The sequence below is a fragment of the Aquiluna sp. KACHI24 genome (assembly GCF_025997915.1).
GTDB lineage: Bacteria > Actinomycetota > Actinomycetes > Actinomycetales > Microbacteriaceae > Aquiluna.
This window is the reverse complement of record NZ_AP026677.1, coordinates 19,676-40,249: the sequence shown is the minus strand read 5'-3', so window position 1 is coordinate 40,249 and position 20,574 is coordinate 19,676. Positions and strand designations below refer to the sequence as shown.

The window sequence follows — 20,574 nt, the reverse complement described above, 5'->3', positions numbered from 1 at the left end:
AACAGCATGGAGCCGAAGGTCACCCACGATTCAAACTCTCACCGCTTTGAGATTCACCTCGGTGATGAGCGAGTGGGTCTTATGGACTACAGCCTGCGCCCCGGAGAGATTCACCTAGTGCACACGGAGGTCAATCCCGAGCACCAGGGCAAGAACCTGGCAGCCATTCTGCTCAGAGAGTCCCTTGCGGCGATTAGGTCAGAGCAGATGGGCAAAGTTGTGCCTGTGTGCTCTTACACAGTCAAATACATGGAGAAGCACCCGGAGACTCAGGACCTTTTGCTGAACCCGATCGAGGAAGCAATTGCAGCCTGCCGCTGGCCCGGGGCCAAAAACTAGTCCCAGTTACTTGGGGCAGGCTCCTTACCCTTTGGGAGCTGAACATCAGCCGCCCACCGCAGAACCCACTCAGGCAACACGGGGTCTTCGCCAGGCCAACCGCCGGATCCCTCCATTACCTCTTTCGGGGTAAGGATTCCCCAGCTGCGCTTGAGGAAGCGTCCGCGCATGATTGCTCTGGCATAGATCTCACCGTTGCGCACAAAACGCTGCTCAATGTAATAGGCGATGTCGTCCCAGCCAATGACTTTGGTTTCGAGGTCGAACTTCTGCCACGGCTCCAAAGACTTGCGATACGTGATCGTGGAGTTGACCACAATTGGGTACCAACCCAGCTTGCGCCACTTCTGCCAAAAACCGGTTCTCAAGCCTTGGTCATAGCGACCCAAGTCCATCAGAGTCAAAAAGACTCCGTTGTTCATGTGGTTGTAGATATCTAGGTCAGTTGGCCAAACCCGAAGGCTGATGCTTGATACCTCATCAATGCGCAGCTTCGATCTGCGCCTGTATGTCAGGATGACATACAGGATGCGGAACCAGAGTTTCACCAGATCACTACACGTTCTTCTGGCTTGAGATACATCTCGCTGTCTTCTTCGACACCAAATGCCTCGTAGAAGATATCGAGGTTCTTGACTACCTGGTTGCATCTGAACTCAGCCGGTGAGTGTGGGTCTGTAGCCAAACGCTGAATCGCAATCTCGTCACGGCTTAGGGTTCTCCAGCACTGGGCCCAGGCCATCAAGAAACGCTGCTTGGCGTCATAGCCATCGATGACTTCTGGCTCTTTGTCGCCGAGCCAAAGCAGGTATGCCTTCCAGGCAATACCAAGGCCACCAAGGTCACCGATGTTCTCGCCAATGGTCAGCTCGCCATTGACCTTGTACTTGTCATCTAGTTGAACGGGAGAGAGCGCGTTGTACTGCTCGATGAGTGAGCGGGTGCGAGCCTCGAATGCCTTGCGGTCTGCCTCAGTCCACCAAGAAACCAGTCGGCCATCACCGTCGTACTTCGAACCCTGATCGTCAAAGCCGTGACCAATCTCGTGGCCGATAACGGCTCCGATACCGCCGAAGTTCATAGCCATGTCTGCCTCTGGCGAGAAGAAAGGTGGCTGCAGGATTGCCGCTGGGAATACGATCTCGTTTAGGCCAGGGTTGTAGTAGGCGTTTACGGTCTGCGGTGTCATGTGCCACTCTTCACGATCGATCTTGGATCCGATCTTGTTGGCGTGGTAGTCAAACTCCCAACTGTTGACGTTGGCAACGTTTGTGACCAGGTCATCTCGGGAGATCTCGATGGAGGAGTAGTCCTTCCACTTCGATGGGTAACCAATCTTTGGATTGAACTTGGATAGCTTCTCCAAAGCCTTGACCTTGGTCTCGTCGCTCATCCAGTCCAGGGCCTTGATGCTCTGCTCGTAGGCCTTGATTAGGTAACTGACAAGCTCGTCCATCTGGGTCTTCGACTCAGCAGGGAAGTGCTTGTCGACGTAAAGCTGTCCCACTGCTTCACCCAGTCCACCCTCAACCAAAGCAACTCCACGCTTCCAGCGCGGACGGTTCACTGGCTGGCCGGTTAGCTTCTGACCATAGAAGGAGAATCGCTCCTCAACGAAACCACTTGAAAGGTAAGGGGCATAGGAGCGAATCAAGTCCGAGGCCATCAGCAGCTTGAAGGCTTCGAAGTTCTCCTGGGTCAGCAGTGCGGAGAGTCCCTCGAAGAACGAGGGCATCATCACGACGTTGTTGTCCAGCAAGGTTGGCTTAAGTGATGCACCAGCTAGGTATTCCGACCAGAGAATGTTTGAACTCAGATCGTTCAGCTCGGCAATGGTCTTTAGGTTGTAGGTCTTCTCAGCATCGCGGGAGTCAACGCGGTTCCAGTGAACCGCAGCGATCTTCTCCTCTAGTGCATAGACGGTCTTTGCAGCAGTCTCGGCCTCAGCCTTGTCCCAACCGGCAAGCTCAAACATCTTGGCTAGGTGAGGTAGGTATGCCTCGCGGATCTCCTGGTACTTCTCGTCGGTGTAATAGTCCTTATCAGGAAGACCGATGCCGCCTTGGTAAAGATGAACCAGGTAGCGCTCTGGGTTTCCTGCATCGTTGTCAACATAAGAACCCCAAAGACCCGAGACACCAGCACGCTCAAAGGCGCCGATCATCTGGAAGAACTCGGCGTAGTCCTTGATCTGAGAAATGCGCTCAAGTCCTGGCTTGAGTGGCTCAGAACCGAGCTTTTCAATTCGATCCTCATCCATAAAAGAGGCGTAGAGGTCACCGATTTGCTGTGCCACACCAGGAGCTGGGCTCTTTGCGACGTCCTCAATGATTCCGCGTACCGCTAGCTCAGAGTCATCTCTGAGCATGTGGAAGGAACCATATAGGGCTTGGTCCTCTGGGATCTGCGTCTCATCTAGCCAACGTCCATTGACGTGGCGAAACAGGTCATCCTGTGGCTTAACTTCGTGCTTGATTGCGCCTAAATCTAGGCCTGGCTTCATCGACATAGCCCCTAGTCTAAGCACCTTTTGGCTGATTAGACTGGGCATATGGCTCTGAACAAAATCATCCTTTATTACTCTTTCGCCCCGGTAGAGGACCCGAAGGCGGTCATGCTCTGGCAAAAGACGCTATGCCAGTCCTTGAATCTCAAGGGTCGAATTCTGATCTCGAAACACGGCATCAACGGCACCCTCGGTGGTGACATGGAGGATCTCAAAAAATACTGCAGGGCTACCAAGGAGTACCCCGGATTTGGCAAGACCGACTTCAAGTGGTCGGAGGGAACCGGCAACGATTTCCCGCGTCTGAGCGTGAAGGTCAGGAACGAGCTCGTTGCATTCACCACCCCAGAAGAGGTAAGGGTATCGAAGGCCGGAGTTGTGAACGGTGGCAAGCACCTAAAGCCTCACGAGGTAAATGCCCTGGTTGAGGAAAAGGGTGACGACGTCGTCTTCTTCGATGGCAGAAACGCTTTCGAGGCCAAGATCGGCAAGTTCAAAAATGCCGTAGTGCCAGACGTGCAAACCAGCCACGACTTCATCAAAGAAATCGAGAGTGGTAAGTACGACCACCTCAAGGACAAGCCGATAGTTACCTACTGCACCGGCGGCATTCGCTGCGAGATTCTTTCCGCGGTGATGATCAACCGAGGTTTCAAGGAGGTCTACCAAATAGAAGGCGGCATTGTTCGCTACGGAGAGCGTTTCCGTGACAAAGGTCTGTGGGAGGGTTCGCTCTATGTCTTCGATGGCCGCATGAATGTCAACTTCTCCGACGAGGCAAAGACCATCGGCGAATGTGAGACCTGCAAGCAGCCCACCTCAAGTTTCAGAAACTGCTCTGACCTTGGTTGTCGAGATCTGATTTTGCTTTGCGATCACTGCAACGAAGATCCGGTAAACCTAGCTTGCAAGCCTGAGCACACCAGAGGCAAAAGACTTCAAGAAGTTGGCTAAAACTAAACCCCGTCCGAGTTCGGACGGGGTTTAGTTTTTGGCTTAGTTAGTGGTTGTGGCCGCCGCGTTCGCCGCGCTTCCCCTTACCTTCTTTGCCATGCCCACGACCCTCGCCTTTGCCGGCCTTGTGAGCTGGCATGTTGGCCTTGGTCTCGGCTGCCACGGTCGCCGAGTAGGCAACGGTTAGTGGCTTGGAAGCAGTAACGGTTGCAACACCCGCATCATCAACCTTGATGGTGACAATCGCAGGCGCAGAGCCATCGGATGGATATAGTGCGACCCGAGTGGTGCTGCCGGCATCGCCTGCATGCAGGCGAAGAGTCTGAGTCAAGGTTGATCCGCTGATTGCGGTGTCATCGTGACCACGACCCATACCCAAGTGAATACGGTGGCTCTCGGACGGAGCTGCTGCTGGGGCGGTTGCCCCATCGGCTAGAACATAAGCACTGAAATAAGCACCCATCGAAACCGCTCTTGAACTGGTCACCGTCGAAGGAATTCCGGTGATAGTTGCTGAGATGGTCGCATGGGAGTGATCTCCGCGCTCGTGCTGGTGGGTACCGACAGTTGCGGAGCTGGAGCTTGACGCCTGGGACGGGATAGCCATTGCTACACCGCCGGCAGTTATTGCAACTGCTAGTGCAATTGCTGCACCGGTTGTTTTCTTCATGATTCTCCTTGTCTTTGGTGACAGGGTCGAAGTTAGAGACGAAAAATCAAAATCCTGCTGAAAGTCAGGATGCCTTGCCCTAACTGCCAGCTGGAACTCAGAAAAGTCTTTTGTCTGATAGCTGGCTTAAAGAAACTTCCAACGCTTGAGCTCCCACCCAAAGCGAATTGAAAGCAATCTCAACAAAACGATCACAACGGCACCGATCAAAACATCCAGCGACTGTGGGATCTCGAGGTAGCTAAGCAGCACCACTAGCCAACCACCTGTGAAGGCCAAAACGGCATAGGGCTGGTGATCGTGGAATGCTCTCGGAACTTCGTTCACCAATACATCTCGAAGAACACCACCCACGGTTGCTGTGACCACACCCATCAAAACTGCAACCATCGGGGAAGCCCCAGCCTCCAGGGCAACGTGTGTTCCTCCAGCAGCGAAGGCCCCCAGGCCAATTGCATCTGGGAGCAGAATCGCCCTCTCAGTGAGGTCGATGTGGCGAGATTTGAAAAAGAATGGCAGCGCTAGACCAATGCCAATTAGCGCCCAAACCCAGAACTCTTGTTCGACCCAGAAGAATGGTCTGCGGTCTAGCAATACATCTCTGAGGGTTCCACCACCGAAGGCGGTGATGAACCCCACCATCACAACGCCCACCAGATCAAACTGCTTTCGAGCAGCTTCGATGATTCCGGAGAGGGCAAAGCCAACTACCCCGATGATTTCGAGGCTGATGATTAGGAATTGGGTAGTGATGGGATTCCCCCTTACGTGCGCGAGGCGGGACTTGAACCCGCACGTCCTTGCGGACACTGGCACCTGAAGCCAGCGCGTCTGCCATTTCGCCACTCGCGCTAGGCCAGCAAATAGTTGGCCGAGCGCATTGAGATTAGCAGAGAAATAGCGGTCTCGGGAAGGGTCGCTGGGTAGACTAACCAACACCTGAGCGCGCAAGGAAGAGGTCTCGGTTGAGCTTTTTAGAAAAAGCTGAGGAGCGCATTGAGCTGGCATTTGGCTCGGTGTTCGCTCGGCTATCTAAAGCCGAATTGCAGCCGGTGGAGATCACCCAAGCTGTGCGCAGGGCTATGGATCACGCGGCCAAGCAAATCGACCTCACCAGAGTTTTAGTTCCACACCGATACCTGATCCTGGTCTCGGGTCACGACTCCGCTCGAATTTCGCCTGCCATGCTGCTATCGATCAAGACCGAGATTGCAATGCATGCGGCCAAACAGGGGTATCGCCTGGCTGGCGAACTCACTCTCAAACTCGAGGTGGACCCAAAGCTGCCAAGGGGTCAGGTTCGAGTCGGTAGCGCATCGTCCACAAGCTCAGTTCAATGGGTAGCCGCTTTGGTGGTAGCTGGCAAGAGATTGCAGCTTCAAAAGGGCACCACCACTGTTGGTCGCGATCAGAGTGCGGATATCGCCATCGATGATCGGGGTCTGAGCCGTGTGCACTTTGAGGTTGCCTGGAACGACCAGGGTGCTGCGGTTCGAGACAAGGGCTCAACCAATGGCACCTTCGTTGATGGCATAAGGATTCAAGAGGTTGCGCTTACTAACGGCAACAAGATTATGGCCGGTCGCAGTGAATTTGTGTTTGAACTCATCGCGAGGGAGTCTAAGTGAGTGAACTTGCGCTGTTCCTGGTTCGAATTGGCTTCGTTGCCGTGCTGTGGATATTCATCCTCAGCTTGCTTTCGGTAATTCGTGCCGACCTATACGGCCGTCGAGTCATCAGCAAGATTGCAAAACAAAATGCCCCCAAGCTTCCTGGTGGACTACCTGGATCGGTGGCTTCTCTGGGGCTTGAGGACTCAGACAGTTTTGAGCCCACCCACATCGCAATCCTCTCCGGTCGAACTGCCGGCACCAGCATGGAGCTTGAGGATAAGACCGAGATTTTGATTGGTCGAAGTGCGGGTTGCGATCTGGTGCTTTCGGACGAGTTCTCCTCAAACACTCACGCCAAGCTAATCAAGGTTGGCGAGGACTGGGTGCTGCAGGATCTGAGCTCCACCAATGGCACCTTCTTAGATGGTCGCAAGGTGACTACCCCAGCCACCATTAAGGCTGGCATGACCATTCGAATCGGCACCACAAACTTTGAGTTGAGGTCATAAGCCTTGGCAATCAAGACCGTGGGCTATGCGGCAAGCGACATCGGTAAGCACCGCAGCTCCAACCAGGACTCCGGCTACTGCGGCTATCAGCTGTTCTTTGTTGCCGATGGCATGGGCGGTCACGCTGGCGGTGACATTGCATCCGCGATTGCCTCTCAGCGAATTGCACTGGCGGATGCTAAAAGTGAAACCGTTGAAGAAGCGATCGAGTCTCTAAAGCGAGCCATCCTCGAAGCCAACCAGATGCTCTCGGCAACAGTCGTGGATCACCCCGAACTCGAGGGCATGGGTACCACCTTCTCCGGCATGCTGCGCCACGGCAACCAGATGATCATCGCTCACATCGGTGATAGCCGCATCTACCTGGCACGCGATGGTGAAGTTAAGCAGATCACCAATGACCACACCTTCGTTCAGAAGCTCGTTGACATGGGCCGCATCACTCCAGCCGAGGCTCTTGTTCACCCACGTCGCAGCGTATTGATGCGTGTGCTTGGAGATGTGTCGGCGGACCCAGAGATCGACATTGCTATCTATGACGCTATGCCGGGTGATCGCTGGATGCTTTGCAGCGATGGTCTATCTGGGGTTGTACCGGATGGAGTTATGAATCGCATCCTCACCTCCAAGGTTCCAACCGAAGAGGCAGCCGAGCTTTTGGTTGGGGAGGCCTTGGAGTTCGGAGCCCCGGACAACGTCACTGTTGTGATCACGGATGTGGTTCGCTCTGCGGTTCAAACCGACATTGAACCAGCCGCCCTGTTTGTTGGATCAGCTGCCAACGAAGTTGTAATTGAAGAGCGCAAGGGCAGCAAGATCCTGCGCTTGTTCTCGCCAAGAAACCTTCTGGATCTGCTGCAAACCCCAGAGGATCCAACGCAATACGCTCCAGAGTCAGAGGAGCTTTTGAACAAGATCCTCTCGGAGACCAGGCGCAAGATTCGATTCAAGTCAGCAAGAATCATCGCCAGCTGGCTACTACTCGCTTCGGCACTAACGGGCATCGGCTACATCGCTTACGAATACACCCAAACTCGATACTACGTCTCAAGCTTTGAGGGCAATGTCACGATTTATCAGGGCATTCGTGAATCGCTTGGCCCATTCAAATTCTCGGAGCCTTACTTCGTCTCTGAGATCGAGGTTGGAAGTCTTTCGGTTTTCCAACAGGATCTGATTGAGCGCTCAATCTCGGCTGAGTCTTTAGAGGATGCTCAGCGAATTTTGGATCAGCTGCGTGAGGCCCAAAATGAGTAACACTTCCCTCACCTCAGCAATACCCAAGCTTCTAAAGGCAGTCCCCCGTTCACGCAATTTCGAAGCGGTACTGCTGTTTTGGGTCTCTGGGATTTTGGCTTTTGCGCTCGCTCAGATACAGCTAGCGGTGTTGCAGAAAATGCAGCTTTCGCTGCTGTTCTATTGGGCACTACCGACCCTCGGTGCTCTGGCCGTGCACCTGGTGCTGCGAAAGCGCGCGGTGAGTGCCGATGGCCTTATTTTGCCGCTGGCATTTTTATTGAATAGCCTCGGCATAGCCATGATCTATCGCCTAGATCTAGCCGAAGCTGCGAGAGGTGGCACCGCGCTGTTTGCCGATCGCCAGGTCTGGCTATCGGTTCTAGCCATGGGAATTGCAGCTTTAGTCATCTGGTTGGTGCCGAACCACCTGGTGCTTAGGCGCTACCCGTATGTCGCGGGAATTGCAGGATTACTGCTTTTGACTCTGCCTGCACTGCCGGTGATTGGAAAAACCCGCAATGGTGCGACGCTCTGGATTGGGATTGGTGATTTCACGTTCCAGCCCGGTGAAATCTCCAAGATCTTGCTGGCCATTTTCTTTGCCGGCTATCTCGTTTCTCGCAAAGACTCATTGAGTGAGATTGGCTCGCGAGTGCTTTGGATGAGAGTGCCAAGAGCCAAGGACCTCGGACCGGTTTTAGTGGTGTGGTTTGCAACCGTTGGAATCTTGGTCTTGCAGCGTGACCTTGGCACCTCGGTGCTCTACTTCGGATTGTTCTTGGTGATGATCTACACCGCCACCGGAAGAGCTTTTTATGTCGGTGTCGGGGTCACGATGATGCTGACCGGTGCCTTGGTGGCATCAAGACTGTTTGATTATGTCTCGAGACGTTTTGACTCCTGGCTCGATCCACTTTCCGTTGACAACTACAACGCTGCGGGTGGTAGCTACCAGCTGGCGCAAGCGCTGTTCGGTATGGCAAATGGTGATGTGATTGGAGCAGGTCTCGGCGGAGGCTTCCCACAGCTAATTCCTCTGGCCGAAAGCGACTTCATCCTCGCGGCACTGGGCGAGGAGCTCGGTCTCGCGGGTGTGTTCTCGATTCTTGCGGTATTCCTATTGCTCATCTATCGCGGTCTCAGAATCGCCAACTCGCACTCCGATGACTTCTCGAAACTTCTAACCACCGGACTCTCCTTTGTGCTTGGTTTGCAGGTGTTCGTGGTGGCTGGCGGAGTTATGGGGCTGCTGCCGCTTACCGGTCTAACGGCACCATTTTTGGCAGCCGGCGGTTCATCGCTTTTGGCTAACTGGGCACTCGTTGCACTTTTACTGGTGATATCTGATTCCTCCACCAGGAGGGCAGCATGAACCGACAGGTGAGAAGAGTTGGCTTAGCGCTGGTTGTGATGTTTCTCGCGCTATTTCTCATGGCCAGCTCGATTCAGGTGCTGAGGGCGGACTCGCTCTACTCGGATTCACGCAACATCCGAACCTCATACGAAACCTACAAGACTCAGCGCGGACCAATCTTGGTTGGTGGAGTGCCGGTAGTTGAGTCCGTGCCATACAACGATGCCTACCGATTCCTCAGAAACTACGAATCGGTTATCTACTCTCCAGTAATTGGCTACTTCTCGCTGTTCTCTGGTTCAAATGGCCTTGAGCGTGCAATGAACTCTTATCTATCTGGTCAGTCATCCGCTCAGTTCTTCGAGCAGATCAACGCGCTACTTGATGGCAAGCCGGTTATTGGAGCTGCGGTTGAGCTAACCCTAGATCCGGCTATTCAAAGAGCTGCTTGGGATGCCTTGGGTAATCGCAAAGGTGCAGTGGTTGCGATTGAGCCCAGCACCGGAAGAATTTTGGCAATGGTTTCAAAGCCAACCTTTGATGCCAACCAACTTGCCGGTCACCTTTATGAACCCGTCAACGACGCCTACCAGCTCTATGACAAAGACGAAGATCAGCCGCTAATCAACAAGGCAATTGCTGGTGATCTCTATCACCCTGGTTCGGTTTTCAAGTTAGTTGTTACTGCAGCGGCGTTGGAGTCTGGCCAGTTCTCCACAACTACTCAATTCCGCAACCTAAAGAGCTACACATTGCCGGGCACTCAAACTGCGATTCGCAACTCCGGTGGTTCAACCTGTGGCAAGGGTGACACGGTCACCCTCGAGGTCGCTCTGATTAAGTCCTGCAACATCCCATTTGCAATGCTTGCAACCGAGCTTGGCGATGATCGCATTCGTGCGATGGCAGAGCTGATGGGCTTTGGAGCCGATCTAAGCATTCCACTCAAGGTAACGCCGAGTGTTTATCCCGACAACCCGGATCTATCTCAAACGGCCCTGACTGGATTTGGCCAATTTGATGTTCGGGTGAGCCCACTACAAATGGCGATGGTCTCCTCGGCTATCGCCAACCAGGGTGTGATGATGCAACCACAGCTGGTCGAGATGGTGGTCGCCTCAAACCTAAACGTGTTGCAAGACCCGGAACCAAAGGTGCTATCTGTTCCACTATCCAGACTCAGTGCTGGCTATCTCACTCGCATGATGGTTGATTCGGTGGAGGTCGGAGCAGCCACCAGAGCGGGCATCTCCGGGTATGCGGTGGCGGGCAAGACCGGTACCGCTCAGAATGGACCGACCGATCCATACACCCTCTGGTTCACTGGATTTGCCCCGGCCGAGGCACCCAAGGTTGCGGTAGCTGTTGTCGTTGAAGACGGCGGAGGCATTGGTCAAAACGGCACCGGTAATCAAATTGCAGCCCCGATCGCGAGAGCTGTCATGAAGGCGGTGTTGGAACGATGAAGCCTGCAGTTGGTCAGCTCTACGGCGATCGTTATCGCCTCAAGCTCCGCATCGCCATCGGCGGCATGGGTGAGGTTTGGCAGGCGGAAGATGAGCTAATTCTGCGCCAGGTAGCTATCAAGATTTTGAAAGAGGAGTACCTAGGTGATCCGCTGTTCTTAGAGCGCTTCCGTTCCGAGGCCAAGTCAGCGGCGCTGGTCGAGCACGAGGGTATTGCGAATGTTTACGACTACGGCGAGGACACCGGTAGTGCCTATCTGGTGATGGAGCTGGTGCCGGGCGAATCGATGTCGCGCCTGATTGAGCGTGAAAAACGCCTGAGTGAAGAAAAGGTATTGGACATCATTGCCCAAACCGCCAGAGCACTGTCGGCTGCGCACTCAAGAGGGCTGATCCACCGCGACATCAAGCCAGGAAACCTGCTCATCACCCCTGAGGGCAAGGTAAAAATCACCGACTTTGGAATTGCCCGAGTTGGTGACCAGGTCCCGTTGACCAAGACCGGTCAGGTGATGGGCACCGTGCAATACCTAGCTCCCGAGCAGGCAACGGGTAAGCCATCCACCCCGTCAACTGACCTTTATTCACTCGGAGTTGTTGCCTATGAGGCTCTGGCTGGCAAGCGCCCATTCGGTGGTGAAAACCAGATGGCTATCGCGATGGCTCACATCAACGAGATGCCACCAGCACTGCCAGAGGACATCGATCCTAGGGTGCAGAACCTGGTGCTTTCCTGCCTCGCCAAAAAGCCAAATCAGAGACCTGAGTCTGCGAGCTCGCTAGCAATCAGAGCCGAGGCGCTGCTTCGTGAAAAACGCCGCCCCGGTTACAGCTCGCCAAGCTATCCGGTGGGTAAAGACGAGACCACCGCAACCGAGATCATCCCCACCGACACCGCCGAGCTTCCAAAGGCACCGATCGTCTGGCCATGGCTTGCGACTTTGGGGCTGTTGCTCGTGACTGCGATTGTCGTGATTGTTGCAATCTTGTCTGAGCCAGACACAGACTCGATTCCTAGCCCGAGCCCGACTCAGACCGAAACTGAGGAGCCGAGCGCTGAAGAAACTCCATCTGAGAGTGAGCCGGTCGAACCTGCCTCGGTTTTGATTCTCAGATCCGACATCATCGGTGAGAACCTCTCTGATGTCACTGCTCGTCTGACCGAGCTTGGCATGAAGGTGAACGCGATTCCGGGTGAGCTGATCCCGGGCACCGATCCAAGAGTTAGGACCGTGTATGCGGTTTCCCCAACTGGGAACATCGAACGCGGCACCGTGGTTGATGTCACCTACTACGTTGGTGAAGTTTCTAACCTTCCGGTTGAGATTCCTGAGGACCCTGCAGACCCTGCGTCCGAGTCAGGAAACGTAATCGAGGGTGAGACTCAAAGTGAGCCGGTGGCGGGGGATCAGTAAGTCGATGATGGACGAGTCCTAACCAAATAACTCAGAGATAAAACTAAACTTTTCCAAGGCAGAAAGAGCTGTTGTGAACGAAAACGAGAGACTGATAGCGGGGCGCTACCGTCTCGGGGCACTAGTGGGCCGCGGCGGCATGGCTGAGGTATTTGAGGGTTATGACACCCGCCTCGGCAGAACTATTGCCATCAAGCTCTTGAAGTCAGATCTAGCTAACGACGCCAATTTCGAATCCAGATTTCGCCAGGAAGCACAGGCCAGTGCTCGCATGGCACACCCCACCATCGTCCGCGTCTATGACGCTGGTGAAGAAGAGTCTGTCGATGAAAATGGTCAGACCAGAAAGACTCCTTTCATTGTCATGGAGCTGGTTCGCGGTCGACTGCTTCGCGAACTAATTCACGAGGGTCCAGTCGAAATTTCAAAGGCCGTCAAATTCGTCTCGGGAATCCTCACCGCACTCGAGGTTTCGCACTCGGCAGGCGTGGTTCACCGCGACATCAAGCCAGCAAACGTCATGGTCGTAGACGGTGATCAGGTCAAGGTCATGGACTTCGGCATTGCTCGCGCAGTGTCAGACAACTCCGCCACTCAGGCTGCCACCGCCGGAATCGTTGGCACTGCTCAGTACTTCTCTCCTGAGCAAGCTCGCGGCGAGGGAGTCGATGCCCGAACCGATCTCTACTCAACGGGAGTAATCCTCTACGAGCTGTTAGCTGGTAGACCACCGTTCCAAGGTGAGAGTGCGGTTTCTGTTGCCTACCAGCACGTCTCGGAAGCAGCAGCTGCTCCTTCGCAGTTCAACCCGAACGTTTCTGCCGAGCTTGACGCTGTCGTACTGCGCGCGATGAGCAAGAACAAGGAGGAGCGCTTCCAGTCGGCCGCCGAATTCCGAGAGCACCTTTTGGCTGCCAGCGCTGCTTTCCCCACTGCGCCCAGAACTCAGGTTTATGTTGCAGAGAAGACCGAACTGATTACTAACCCCGTAGCTCCCATAACCTCGGAGCAGAGTGCAGTTGACGAGATTTTTGGCTCACTGCAAACCGCTCCGACTCAAGCCGTGACGACAGAGGCGACCAAGCTAAACGCTGGTGTGCTTTGGGGTCTGGGCACCGGAGTCGCAGTGATCTTGGTTGGTCTATTGGTTTGGCTGTTCTCTTTGGGTGGCGCCTCGAACCCATCCGTGAACCCAGGTGGCATCACGGTTGCAAATGTTGAGGGTTCGCTATACGACGATGCCTATAACACCCTGATTGGCCAAGAGCTATTGGTGCTTCGCGTGTATGAAAAGAGCGACACCGTGCCAGAGGGCGTTGTCATCAGACAGGAGCCGATTGCCGGCACGAATGTCTTGGCCAACACCCCAATCACGCTCTATGTCTCAAGCGGTGCAACTGAAGTGGTGGTGCCAAACGTATTGAATGTGGCAGAAGCACAGGCAGTGGCCATGATCGAGGGGCAGGGTCTGACCATTGGAACCATCACGGTGGTTTCCTCGGCGACCGTACCTGAGGGTGTAGTTATCGCTACCGACCCAGCCGTTGGCGGCCGACTACCGCTTGGAAGTGTGGTGAACCTCACGCTTTCTAACGGTAAGGTCCTGGTTCCAGACGTCAGAAACCTCTCGGTTCTGGAGGCGAGAAGCATCCTCACTGCTCCAACCATTGGCTACACGGTGTCTATCGAGATCATCGATTCCGCCACCTGCACCGGAACCCCTGGCAACGTGGTTATCGAGCAGTCGATCTTGCCTGGTGAGGCAGCTCAGCTTCAGAACATGGTGCTGTACGTGCAGTGTGTGGGTGCGAGCCCAAGTCCAAGTCCGACGCCATCGCCGACTGAGACCACTCAGGGCTAGTTAGAGATTCTTGGGGAGAGGGTCTTTGCCTTCTCCACAGCTCCCTCTAGTCCAAGAGTCTCAAGCCAGTTGGCAAGCATCAGATAGCCACCCTCGGTCATTACCGACTCTGGGTGAAACTGCACTCCATAAATGGGTTTTGATTTGTGCTGCAGTCCCATGATCACTCCAGACTCGGTCTCCCCTGTGACGACTAGATCCTCTGGAACGGTGTCTTTTACTACTGCAAGTGAGTGGTAGCGAGTGGCGTTGAAGCCTTGGGGCAGTCCTTGAAAAATCGTGCTGTTCTGGTGGTTGATCTTGGAAACCTTGCCGTGCATCAACTCGGGAGCACTCTCAACGGTCGCCCCCATGGCCTCGGCAATTGCCTGATGTCCTAGGCAAACTCCAAACACTGGGAACTCTTTCTCCAAAGCCAGCTTCACGGTTGGGATGGAGAGTCCGGCCTCAGCAGGGGTGCCGGGACCAGGAGAGATTAGGACAGCGTCAAACTTTGAAATTAGGTCTGGTAGTTCTGCCTCGGAGACGGCGTCATTTCTGACAACTTCGGTCTGAGCACCCAACTGTTGCAGATAGCCGTTGAGGGTGTAGACGAAGCTGTCGTAGTTATCTAAAACAAGAATCCGGACCATTTGCGGAATAGCCTAATCCAGCCTCGATAGGTAAACTTCTACGCATGCCTGAATCACGTTCAAGACGCAAGCCAAAGTCCGAAGCACCAGCACGCCCAGTAGTTGTTGGCGAGGAAGAGGCCGAGAACCCAACCTGGTACAAAGCGACCATGTTCGGTTTCATGATTGCCGGTCTTATCTGGATCTTGACCTTCTACATCTCCAGCGCCCGCTACCCACTGGGCAGCGCCACTCCACTGGATCTGTCGAACTGGAACATCCTGATCGGCTTCGGCATTGCGATGGTGGGCTTTGTTATGACCACCAAGTGGAAGTAATTAGATCCACTGATCGACTTTGAGCAGCGTTGCCGCTGCAAGACCAACCCAAATTAGAACCAGGCCAATCGCTCTTTGAGCGCTGAAGCCTGGTTTTCTATTTGACGCATAAACCAGCGCAACCAATAGCCCCGTGATCAAGCCACCGAGGTGACCCTCCCAGGAGATGCCCGATACGAAGAACCCCATAGAAAAGTTGATGGTAATCAGGGCAAAAATTTGTGACGGGTTTCCACCAAGACTTCGCAGAATGATGAAGTAAGCACCCATGAGGCCGAACAGTGCACCGGAGGCCCCAACCACCGGAACGGCCGGGTCGGAAAGCCACAAAACCGCTACCGAACCACCAATGATTGAGGTTAGGTATAGAAGAAGAAAGCGAAGCGCTCCCAGCATTGGCTCAAGCTGACGCCCGAATATCCAGATCGCATATGAGTTCAACAGGATGTGCCACGGGCCACTCCAGTCGTGAACAAAGCCCGAGGTGAGCATGCGCCACGGCTCAAAAGGAGCGAAGATCGGCGCAAAAAAGAACTGATTGGTGAACAGATATCCCAGTGGGGATATCTGCCCGAGCCAAATCAGACCATTCAGCACCAGCAGTGCGCTGGTGATTGGGGTTGATGCGCCTTTGAGGCGAAGCATTAGACCTTTTCGATGGTGATGCTTGAAATCACGACGTCCTCTAGCGGACGGTCGCGGCCATCGGTAGGCAGGGTCGCGATCGTGTCAACCACCTTGCGGCTTGCCTCGTCGGCGACCTCACCGAAAATGGTGTGACGACCCTGCAACCAGGTGGTTGGAGCAACGGTGATAAAGAACTGTGAACCATTGGTGCCTGGACCTGCGTTTGCCATAGCTAGCTTGTAGGAGTCCTGGAAGGTTAGCTCTGGGTGGATCTCGTCACCGAACTGGTAGCCAGGGCCACCCATACCGGTGCCGGTTGGGTCTCCGCCCTGGATCATGAAGCCATCGATGATGCGGTGGAAGATAACGCCTTCGTAGAGGCTCTTGCCGCTCTGCACTGAACCGGTGCGAGGGTCCTTCCAATCAATCTCACCGGTGGCAAGACCCTCGAAGTTGGCTACGGTCTTTGGTGCGTGAAGACCGAAGAGGTTGATCTTGATGGCACCGTGATTGGTGTGCAAAGTTGCAACTGAAGTGTGTGAAGTCATGGGGACATTCTGCCACGGCAATGGCAATTGCATATTGTTGAACAGGTGTTTAGTATTTGAGTGATGGCAGCAGACAACACCAAAGAGCGATTGATTGACATCGCCACGAAGACGTTCTCTGAAAGCGGGTTTGCCACTACCTCACTTCGTTCTATCGCAAAGCTTGCGGGGGTAAGTCCCGCCCTATTGGTTCACCACTTTGGTTCCCGGGATGGACTGATTGAGCAGTGCGTGATGCGTGGCTTGGGTCTATGGGTGGCGGAGAAGCAGGGATTCGTTGATGTCTCGCTATCCACAGCTCTAGCTCAATGGCAGGGAGCGATCGATAAGCATGGGCCAAAGCTTCAGTTCTTTCGGCAAGTACTGCTATCAGGTGGGCCGGCAGCGAACATGTTGTTCCGACGAATGGTGCAAGAAGCAGAAATCATGATCAGAACTGAACAGGCCAAGGGGAACATGCGCAAAGTGGACAACGTCTCCGATCTGGCGCTGATCATGACCCTGCACGGACTAGGTCCACTGGTCCTGCAAGACCAAGTGAATTCTTTCCTAGGCGGCAGTTTCTATGAGCCCGAATTGGGGGCACGACTGGCCGGAGCAAACCTAGAGATTTATAAAAGAGGAATTTACAAATCAAACAAGAAGAAGAAAGCGGGCAAGAAATGACCGTCGCAATCAAGTTTGACTCTTTGGTCAAACAATATGGAAAGCAACAGGCGGTTGCCGGGCTTTCCGCAAGCATCATGGCAGGAAGGATTACAGGCTTCTTGGGCCCAAACGGTGCGGGCAAGTCAACAACTCTGCGCTGTTTAGTCGGGCTAAGTGATCCAAGCTCAGGTTCCGCTGTGATTCTGGGAGCTCCTTACAGGGATCTCGAAAACCCGCTGTCAAGAGTCGGAACAGTTTTGGATAGCCGCGGATTTCACCCTGCTCTAACTGGTCGTCAGAATCTGAAGGTTGTTGCAGCCGCCGCAGGGATCGAAGACTCTCGCGTGGATGAGGTGCTCGAACTTGTTGAGCTAGCTGATGCCACCAACAAGCGAATGAAGAACTACTCGCTGGGCATGAAGCAACGTTTGGCCCTAGCTGGGGCAATTCTGGGAAACCCAGAAATTTTGATCCTTGACGAGCCAGCCAACGGATTGGATCCTGCGGGTATTGCTTGGCTAAGACGCTTTTTGCGCTCCATGGCTGAGCAGGGGAAGACCATCTTGGTCTCGTCGCACCAGTTGGCTGAGATGCAGAACACCGTTGATGACGTTCTAATCATCAATAAGGGGAAATTAATAGCGCAGGGCACGATGTCTGAAGTTAAAGGTGAGGGCACCCTTGAAGAGGCCTTTTTGCGTCTAACCGAGGGAGGCTCAAAGTGAATCTATTGAAATCTGAATGGCGCAAGTTTGTCTATGTCCGCGCCAACTGGGGTCTAGTAATAGCAGCCACCTTCATATCCGCACTATCGGTGGCGGTGACCCCATTCATCATTGATTCGCAGGGTGAAATGTTTGGGTTTGGCCTTGATTCTCAGGAGGCGATTGACTCTGTTTACGCTAATGGGATCTCTGGCTATGTGTTCGCCATCATCCTCGGAATCATGCTCATGGCGGGTGAGTTCCGTCACGGCACTGCAGTTGCAACCTTCCTAACTGCGCCAAAGCGTGGATCTGTCGTTTTGGCCAAGCTAGTAATTGCGGCGTTGAGTGGCATCTTGCTTATGCTCGTCTCTGCATTAGTCTCCTTCCTGGCCGGATACATCGCACTACTGCAGTTTCCTGAGGCAGCCAGCCCATCCGAGACGTTGTTCCTCAACACAATCACGGCATCGGTGATTGGTGGAGCCGTTTTGGCGATCATTGGTGTCGCACTCGGTACCCTGGTAAGAAACCAAATGCTGGCGATTGTCGGCGCATTGGTCTACTTATTCATCATCGATCCAGTGCTACTAGCGCTGCTGCCTGATGCCGGTAAGTGGCTACCTAGTGGGCTTATCACAGCGATGCTTGCAATAGATGTTGATGCAGCACAGTTGGGAATCGACACCAACTCCTACCTCTCACCGTGGTTGGCAACAGTCGTGTTGGTTGCCTACGGAGCTGTTTTCGCTGTCACTGCCTGGGCAACATCCCTAAAGCGCGACATCGAGTAATTCCGCTGGCCCTGGTGGTTAGATGGTGGCATGAGCAATGTCGCCATCATCACCGGGGCCGGATCAGGATTTGGCCTGGACCTTTCCAAAGAGTTAGTTCAGCGCGGCTGGATTGTCTACGCAACCGACAAGGACGAGGCTGCGCTTTCAAAACCGGCGGCTCTGGGGGCTAAAACCCTGCGCACGGATGTCACCTCAGATAGCGATGTTCAATCCGCTGTCCAGCAGGTGATTGAGACAGAAGGTCGCGTTGACCTGATGGTTGCTAATGCTGGTTTTGGAAACTTTGCATCAATCGAAGAAACCACCCCTGAAAAAGTCCGCGCACTATTTGAGGTGAACGTTTTCGGCGTTGAGCGCTGCATTCGTGCGGTGCTACCCCAGATGCGAGCCCAACGCAGCGGACGAATCCTGATGACCGCAAGTGTTGTTGCCCACGTCTCACTTGTTGGTCTTGGTTGGTATGCAGCCACCAAGCACTCTGTTCGCTCAATCGCCAACGCACTAAGGCAAGAGGTAAAGGCTTTGGGCATCAAGGTTTCGGTAATTGAACCTGGCACCGTGAGAACCAATTTCGATCAGGTGGCTTTTGGGCACCTGAGAGACTCTCGCTCGATCAGTGACTACGACTCGGTAATGAATGGATTCAATAAGTACCTGGGTGGCCTGTATCGCAACTCGCCCGGACCAAAGCAGGTTGTGAAAACCATGGTTAGGGCGGCAACGGCCAAGAATCCACGTCCGATCTATCCCGCCAGTTGGGATGTCCGAGCGCTCAAGTTCGTCTTTTACGCATTTGGTCGGCGCATCGTTGACTCGGTAGTGCTGTGGCTAGCAAGGCACTAAAGCTCCCGGTTGGGAGCTGGGTGATTATTGTCGCGTTTCTGGCCTCTGGCACTTTGCACCTAATAAACCCAGCTGGATTCATGTTCCTGCTGCCCAATTGGACTCCAGAGCCATACCTGTTGATCTATCTGTCTGGCATCGCGGAACTCGCCTGTGCAATCGGGTTACTGCTCAGAAAAGACTGGTCCCGTTACCTGACAATCGCAACGCTTTTGGCAGTCTGGCCAGCGAACTGGTGGTTCGCGATAGACGCTTTGAATGGCGATATGTTGTTGGCGGTAGTGGCATGGCTGAGGCTTCCGCTTCAGATACCACTAATTCTTTGGGCGTGGCGACACCCCGTGAAAACGGCTTAGGTCTCAAATTTTTTCCAGCTGACATTCAGAACAGCAACTAAATCTGGTGTTCGGGTTACCGAATAGGCACAAAATAGGCAGTTTTGTCTACAACCTACAAAAACAAAGCTAGAAATTTAGACGTTTAGCTATCTGAAATGCCATGTAACTGATAGCCGCCTGAGTAATCTGAAGCAGTAACCGCTTTCAGTGAAAGGGGGCTAAACGCAAAGGTGCGTTAGGTCGACGGTTGACTACGCCAGCGTTAGGAATGTTATGGCCCACCCAATTACCACCCCAGAAATCGTCATCGTTGAAATCGATGCAGAAACCAAAGAGCAGGCGGTTCGCCAATTAGCTGAGAAATTGCTCGCGGCGGGACGCCTCACCGGTCTAGATGAGTACCTTGCTGCCGTTGCTGCTCGCGAAGAGCACTTCCCAACCGGAATTGAGGGTGGCGTTGCCATCCCACATGCCCAGAGCGATCTAGTGACTATCCCTTCGGTTGCAGTTGCAACCACCTCGAAGGGAATCGACTTTGGTGCTGATGACGGCGCCTCTCACCTGATCTTCTTGATTGCAGCTCCAGCCTCTGGCGAGAACACCCACCTTGAGATTCTTGGCTCACTCGCGCGCAAAATCATGCATGAGGAATTCCGTGACCGCCTGCGCGCGGAGACTGACGGATCTAAAATCGCAGAAATCGTCACCCAGGAGGTACAGAAGTAAATGGCAAAGATCGTATGCGTCACATCCTGCATCACCGGTATCGCCCACACCTACATGGCAGCGGAGGCTTTGGAGCAGGCTGGCAAGAAGCTAGGCCACGAAGTTCTCGTTGAGACTCAAGGTTCCGCGGGTTCAAACCCACTAAAACAAGAGGTCATTGACTCAGCTGATGCTGTGATCTTCGCAGTCGACCTCGAGGTAAAGGACCGCAACCGTTTCAACGGCAAGCCATACATCCAGGTCCCAGTTGCCAAGGCAATGAAGGACGGTGTTGGACTTGTAGAGCAGGTTTTGGCCATGGCAGCAGATGGCACCGCACCCAAGGTTGGCGAAGGCTCAGCAGCCAAGTCAGCAGAAAAGGCTCCTTCTTCAGAACCAAGCCAGAAGAAGGGTGGCTTCTTCGGAAGCCTATTTGGCAAAAAGTAAAAATATCCCTGGTCGGCAACCGCCGGCTGGGAAACGCAATGG

General features: G+C 54.0%; 24 protein-coding genes and 1 tRNA gene. 17 read left to right on the top strand and 8 right to left on the bottom strand.

Annotation, left to right across the window (positions count from 1 at the left end; genetic code table 11):
* The first annotated feature begins 6 nt into the window (after positions 1-6).
* The gene (locus tag OO713_RS00235; protein ID WP_264785565.1) at positions 7-339 is read left to right on the top strand and encodes a GNAT family N-acetyltransferase; all 333 of its coding nucleotides are present in this window, start codon (positions 7-9) and stop codon (positions 337-339) included.
* On the opposite strand, the gene OO713_RS00230 is transcribed toward OO713_RS00235, so the two are convergent.
* Both OO713_RS00230 and OO713_RS00225 read right to left on the bottom strand, forming a co-directional pair.
* On the bottom strand, positions 336-887 hold the full coding sequence (locus tag OO713_RS00230) for a thioesterase family protein (RefSeq protein ID WP_264785564.1): 552 nt from the start codon (positions 885-887) through the stop codon (positions 336-338). The two genes, OO713_RS00235 and OO713_RS00230, sit on opposite strands and share 4 nt — an antisense overlap.
* Positions 884-2,848, bottom strand: a complete 1,965-nt coding sequence (locus OO713_RS00225; protein ID WP_264785563.1) for a M13-type metalloendopeptidase — start codon at positions 2,846-2,848, stop codon at positions 884-886. Before OO713_RS00225 ends, OO713_RS00230 begins: the two co-directional genes overlap by 4 nt.
* Before the next feature lie 42 nt (positions 2,849-2,890).
* Here OO713_RS00225 and OO713_RS00220 point away from each other — a divergent pair, with 42 nt between their 5' ends.
* The gene (locus OO713_RS00220) at positions 2,891-3,799 is read left to right on the top strand and encodes a rhodanese-related sulfurtransferase (RefSeq protein ID WP_264785562.1); all 909 of its coding nucleotides are present in this window, start codon (positions 2,891-2,893) and stop codon (positions 3,797-3,799) included.
* Positions 3,800-3,845: 46 nt separating this feature from the next.
* Here OO713_RS00220 and OO713_RS00215 read toward each other — a convergent pair whose 3' ends face one another.
* The 3 genes from OO713_RS00215 to OO713_RS00205 form a co-directional block, all read right to left on the bottom strand.
* Positions 3,846-4,469, bottom strand: coding sequence for a hypothetical protein (locus tag OO713_RS00215; protein ID WP_264785561.1), 624 nt, complete (start codon positions 4,467-4,469; stop codon positions 3,846-3,848).
* A 126-nt stretch (positions 4,470-4,595) separates the two neighbouring features.
* Entirely contained in the window at positions 4,596-5,279 is a 684-nt protein-coding gene (locus tag OO713_RS00210; RefSeq protein WP_264785560.1) for a trimeric intracellular cation channel family protein, read from the bottom strand.
* A tRNA-Leu gene (locus OO713_RS00205) sits at positions 5,239-5,321 on the bottom strand. Before OO713_RS00205 ends, OO713_RS00210 begins: the two co-directional genes overlap by 41 nt.
* Before the next feature lie 113 nt (positions 5,322-5,434).
* Between OO713_RS00205 and OO713_RS00200 the strand changes: the two genes are divergently transcribed.
* The 7 genes from OO713_RS00200 to pknB all read left to right on the top strand — a co-directional run bounded on the left by OO713_RS00200 (position 5,435) and on the right by pknB (position 13,926).
* Complete coding sequence (locus OO713_RS00200) at positions 5,435-6,097, top strand: DUF3662 and FHA domain-containing protein (RefSeq protein WP_264785559.1); 663 nt, start codon at positions 5,435-5,437, stop codon at positions 6,095-6,097.
* Positions 6,094-6,591 (top strand): FHA domain-containing protein, encoded by a 498-nt coding sequence (locus tag OO713_RS00195; protein WP_264785558.1) that lies wholly within the window; start codon positions 6,094-6,096, stop codon positions 6,589-6,591. The genes OO713_RS00200 and OO713_RS00195 overlap by 4 nt, the downstream gene beginning before the upstream one ends.
* A 3-nt stretch (positions 6,592-6,594) precedes the next feature.
* Positions 6,595-7,848 carry a PP2C family serine/threonine-protein phosphatase gene (locus tag OO713_RS00190; RefSeq protein WP_264785557.1) on the top strand — a complete coding sequence of 418 codons (1,254 nt, stop codon included), beginning with the start codon at positions 6,595-6,597 and terminating at the stop codon, positions 7,846-7,848.
* Positions 7,841-9,202: an FtsW/RodA/SpoVE family cell cycle protein gene (locus OO713_RS00185; RefSeq protein ID WP_264785556.1), complete on the top strand. Its 1,362-nt coding sequence runs from the start codon at positions 7,841-7,843 to the stop codon at positions 9,200-9,202. Before OO713_RS00190 ends, OO713_RS00185 begins: the two co-directional genes overlap by 8 nt.
* Positions 9,199-10,650: a penicillin-binding transpeptidase domain-containing protein gene (locus OO713_RS00180; protein WP_264785555.1), complete on the top strand. Its 1,452-nt coding sequence runs from the start codon at positions 9,199-9,201 to the stop codon at positions 10,648-10,650. The genes OO713_RS00185 and OO713_RS00180 overlap by 4 nt, the downstream gene beginning before the upstream one ends.
* Positions 10,647-12,065, top strand: a complete 1,419-nt coding sequence (locus tag OO713_RS00175) for a serine/threonine-protein kinase (RefSeq protein WP_264785554.1) — start codon at positions 10,647-10,649, stop codon at positions 12,063-12,065. Before OO713_RS00180 ends, OO713_RS00175 begins: the two co-directional genes overlap by 4 nt.
* Positions 12,066-12,138: 73 nt before the next feature.
* On the top strand, positions 12,139-13,926 hold the full coding sequence (gene pknB / locus OO713_RS00170; RefSeq protein ID WP_264785553.1) for a Stk1 family PASTA domain-containing Ser/Thr kinase: 1,788 nt from the start codon (positions 12,139-12,141) through the stop codon (positions 13,924-13,926).
* Here pknB and OO713_RS00165 read toward each other — a convergent pair.
* Positions 13,923-14,558: a gamma-glutamyl-gamma-aminobutyrate hydrolase family protein gene (locus OO713_RS00165; protein WP_264785551.1), complete on the bottom strand. Its 636-nt coding sequence runs from the start codon at positions 14,556-14,558 to the stop codon at positions 13,923-13,925. The genes pknB and OO713_RS00165 overlap by 4 nt on opposite strands.
* 44 nt (positions 14,559-14,602) lie before the next feature.
* Between OO713_RS00165 and OO713_RS00160 the strand changes: the two genes are divergently transcribed.
* Positions 14,603-14,875 (top strand): cell division protein CrgA, encoded by a 273-nt coding sequence (locus OO713_RS00160; protein WP_264785550.1) that lies wholly within the window; start codon positions 14,603-14,605, stop codon positions 14,873-14,875.
* On the opposite strand, the gene OO713_RS00155 is transcribed toward OO713_RS00160, so the two are convergent.
* Together OO713_RS00155 and OO713_RS00150 are read right to left on the bottom strand one after the other, a co-directional pair.
* A complete protein-coding gene (locus OO713_RS00155; protein WP_264785549.1) occupies positions 14,876-15,520 on the bottom strand; it encodes a rhomboid family intramembrane serine protease in 645 nt (214 codons plus the stop codon).
* The gene (locus OO713_RS00150) at positions 15,520-16,050 is read right to left on the bottom strand and encodes a peptidylprolyl isomerase (protein WP_264785548.1); all 531 of its coding nucleotides are present in this window, start codon (positions 16,048-16,050) and stop codon (positions 15,520-15,522) included. Before OO713_RS00150 ends, OO713_RS00155 begins: the two co-directional genes overlap by 1 nt.
* A gap of 63 nt (positions 16,051-16,113) precedes the next feature.
* Here OO713_RS00150 and OO713_RS00145 point away from each other — a divergent pair, with 63 nt between their 5' ends.
* The 7 genes from OO713_RS00145 (at position 16,114) to OO713_RS00115 (ending at position 20,532) form a co-directional block, all read left to right on the top strand.
* Positions 16,114-16,716: a TetR/AcrR family transcriptional regulator gene (locus tag OO713_RS00145; RefSeq protein WP_264785547.1), complete on the top strand. Its 603-nt coding sequence runs from the start codon at positions 16,114-16,116 to the stop codon at positions 16,714-16,716.
* The gene (locus OO713_RS00140; RefSeq protein WP_264785546.1) at positions 16,713-17,423 is read left to right on the top strand and encodes an ATP-binding cassette domain-containing protein; all 711 of its coding nucleotides are present in this window, start codon (positions 16,713-16,715) and stop codon (positions 17,421-17,423) included. Before OO713_RS00145 ends, OO713_RS00140 begins: the two co-directional genes overlap by 4 nt.
* Positions 17,420-18,196, top strand: a complete 777-nt coding sequence (locus OO713_RS00135) for an ABC transporter permease (RefSeq protein ID WP_264785545.1) — start codon at positions 17,420-17,422, stop codon at positions 18,194-18,196. The genes OO713_RS00140 and OO713_RS00135 overlap by 4 nt, the downstream gene beginning before the upstream one ends.
* Before the next feature lie 30 nt (positions 18,197-18,226).
* Complete coding sequence (locus tag OO713_RS00130; protein ID WP_264785544.1) at positions 18,227-19,042, top strand: SDR family oxidoreductase; 816 nt, start codon at positions 18,227-18,229, stop codon at positions 19,040-19,042.
* Positions 19,024-19,398, top strand: coding sequence for a hypothetical protein (locus OO713_RS00125; RefSeq protein ID WP_264785543.1), 375 nt, complete (start codon positions 19,024-19,026; stop codon positions 19,396-19,398). The genes OO713_RS00130 and OO713_RS00125 overlap by 19 nt, the downstream gene beginning before the upstream one ends.
* 255 nt (positions 19,399-19,653) lie before the next feature.
* Entirely contained in the window at positions 19,654-20,106 is a 453-nt protein-coding gene (locus OO713_RS00120) for a fructose PTS transporter subunit IIA (protein ID WP_264785542.1), read from the top strand.
* Entirely contained in the window at positions 20,107-20,532 is a 426-nt protein-coding gene (locus tag OO713_RS00115) for a PTS fructose transporter subunit IIB (protein ID WP_264785541.1), read from the top strand.
* Positions 20,533-20,574 lie beyond the last annotated feature (42 nt).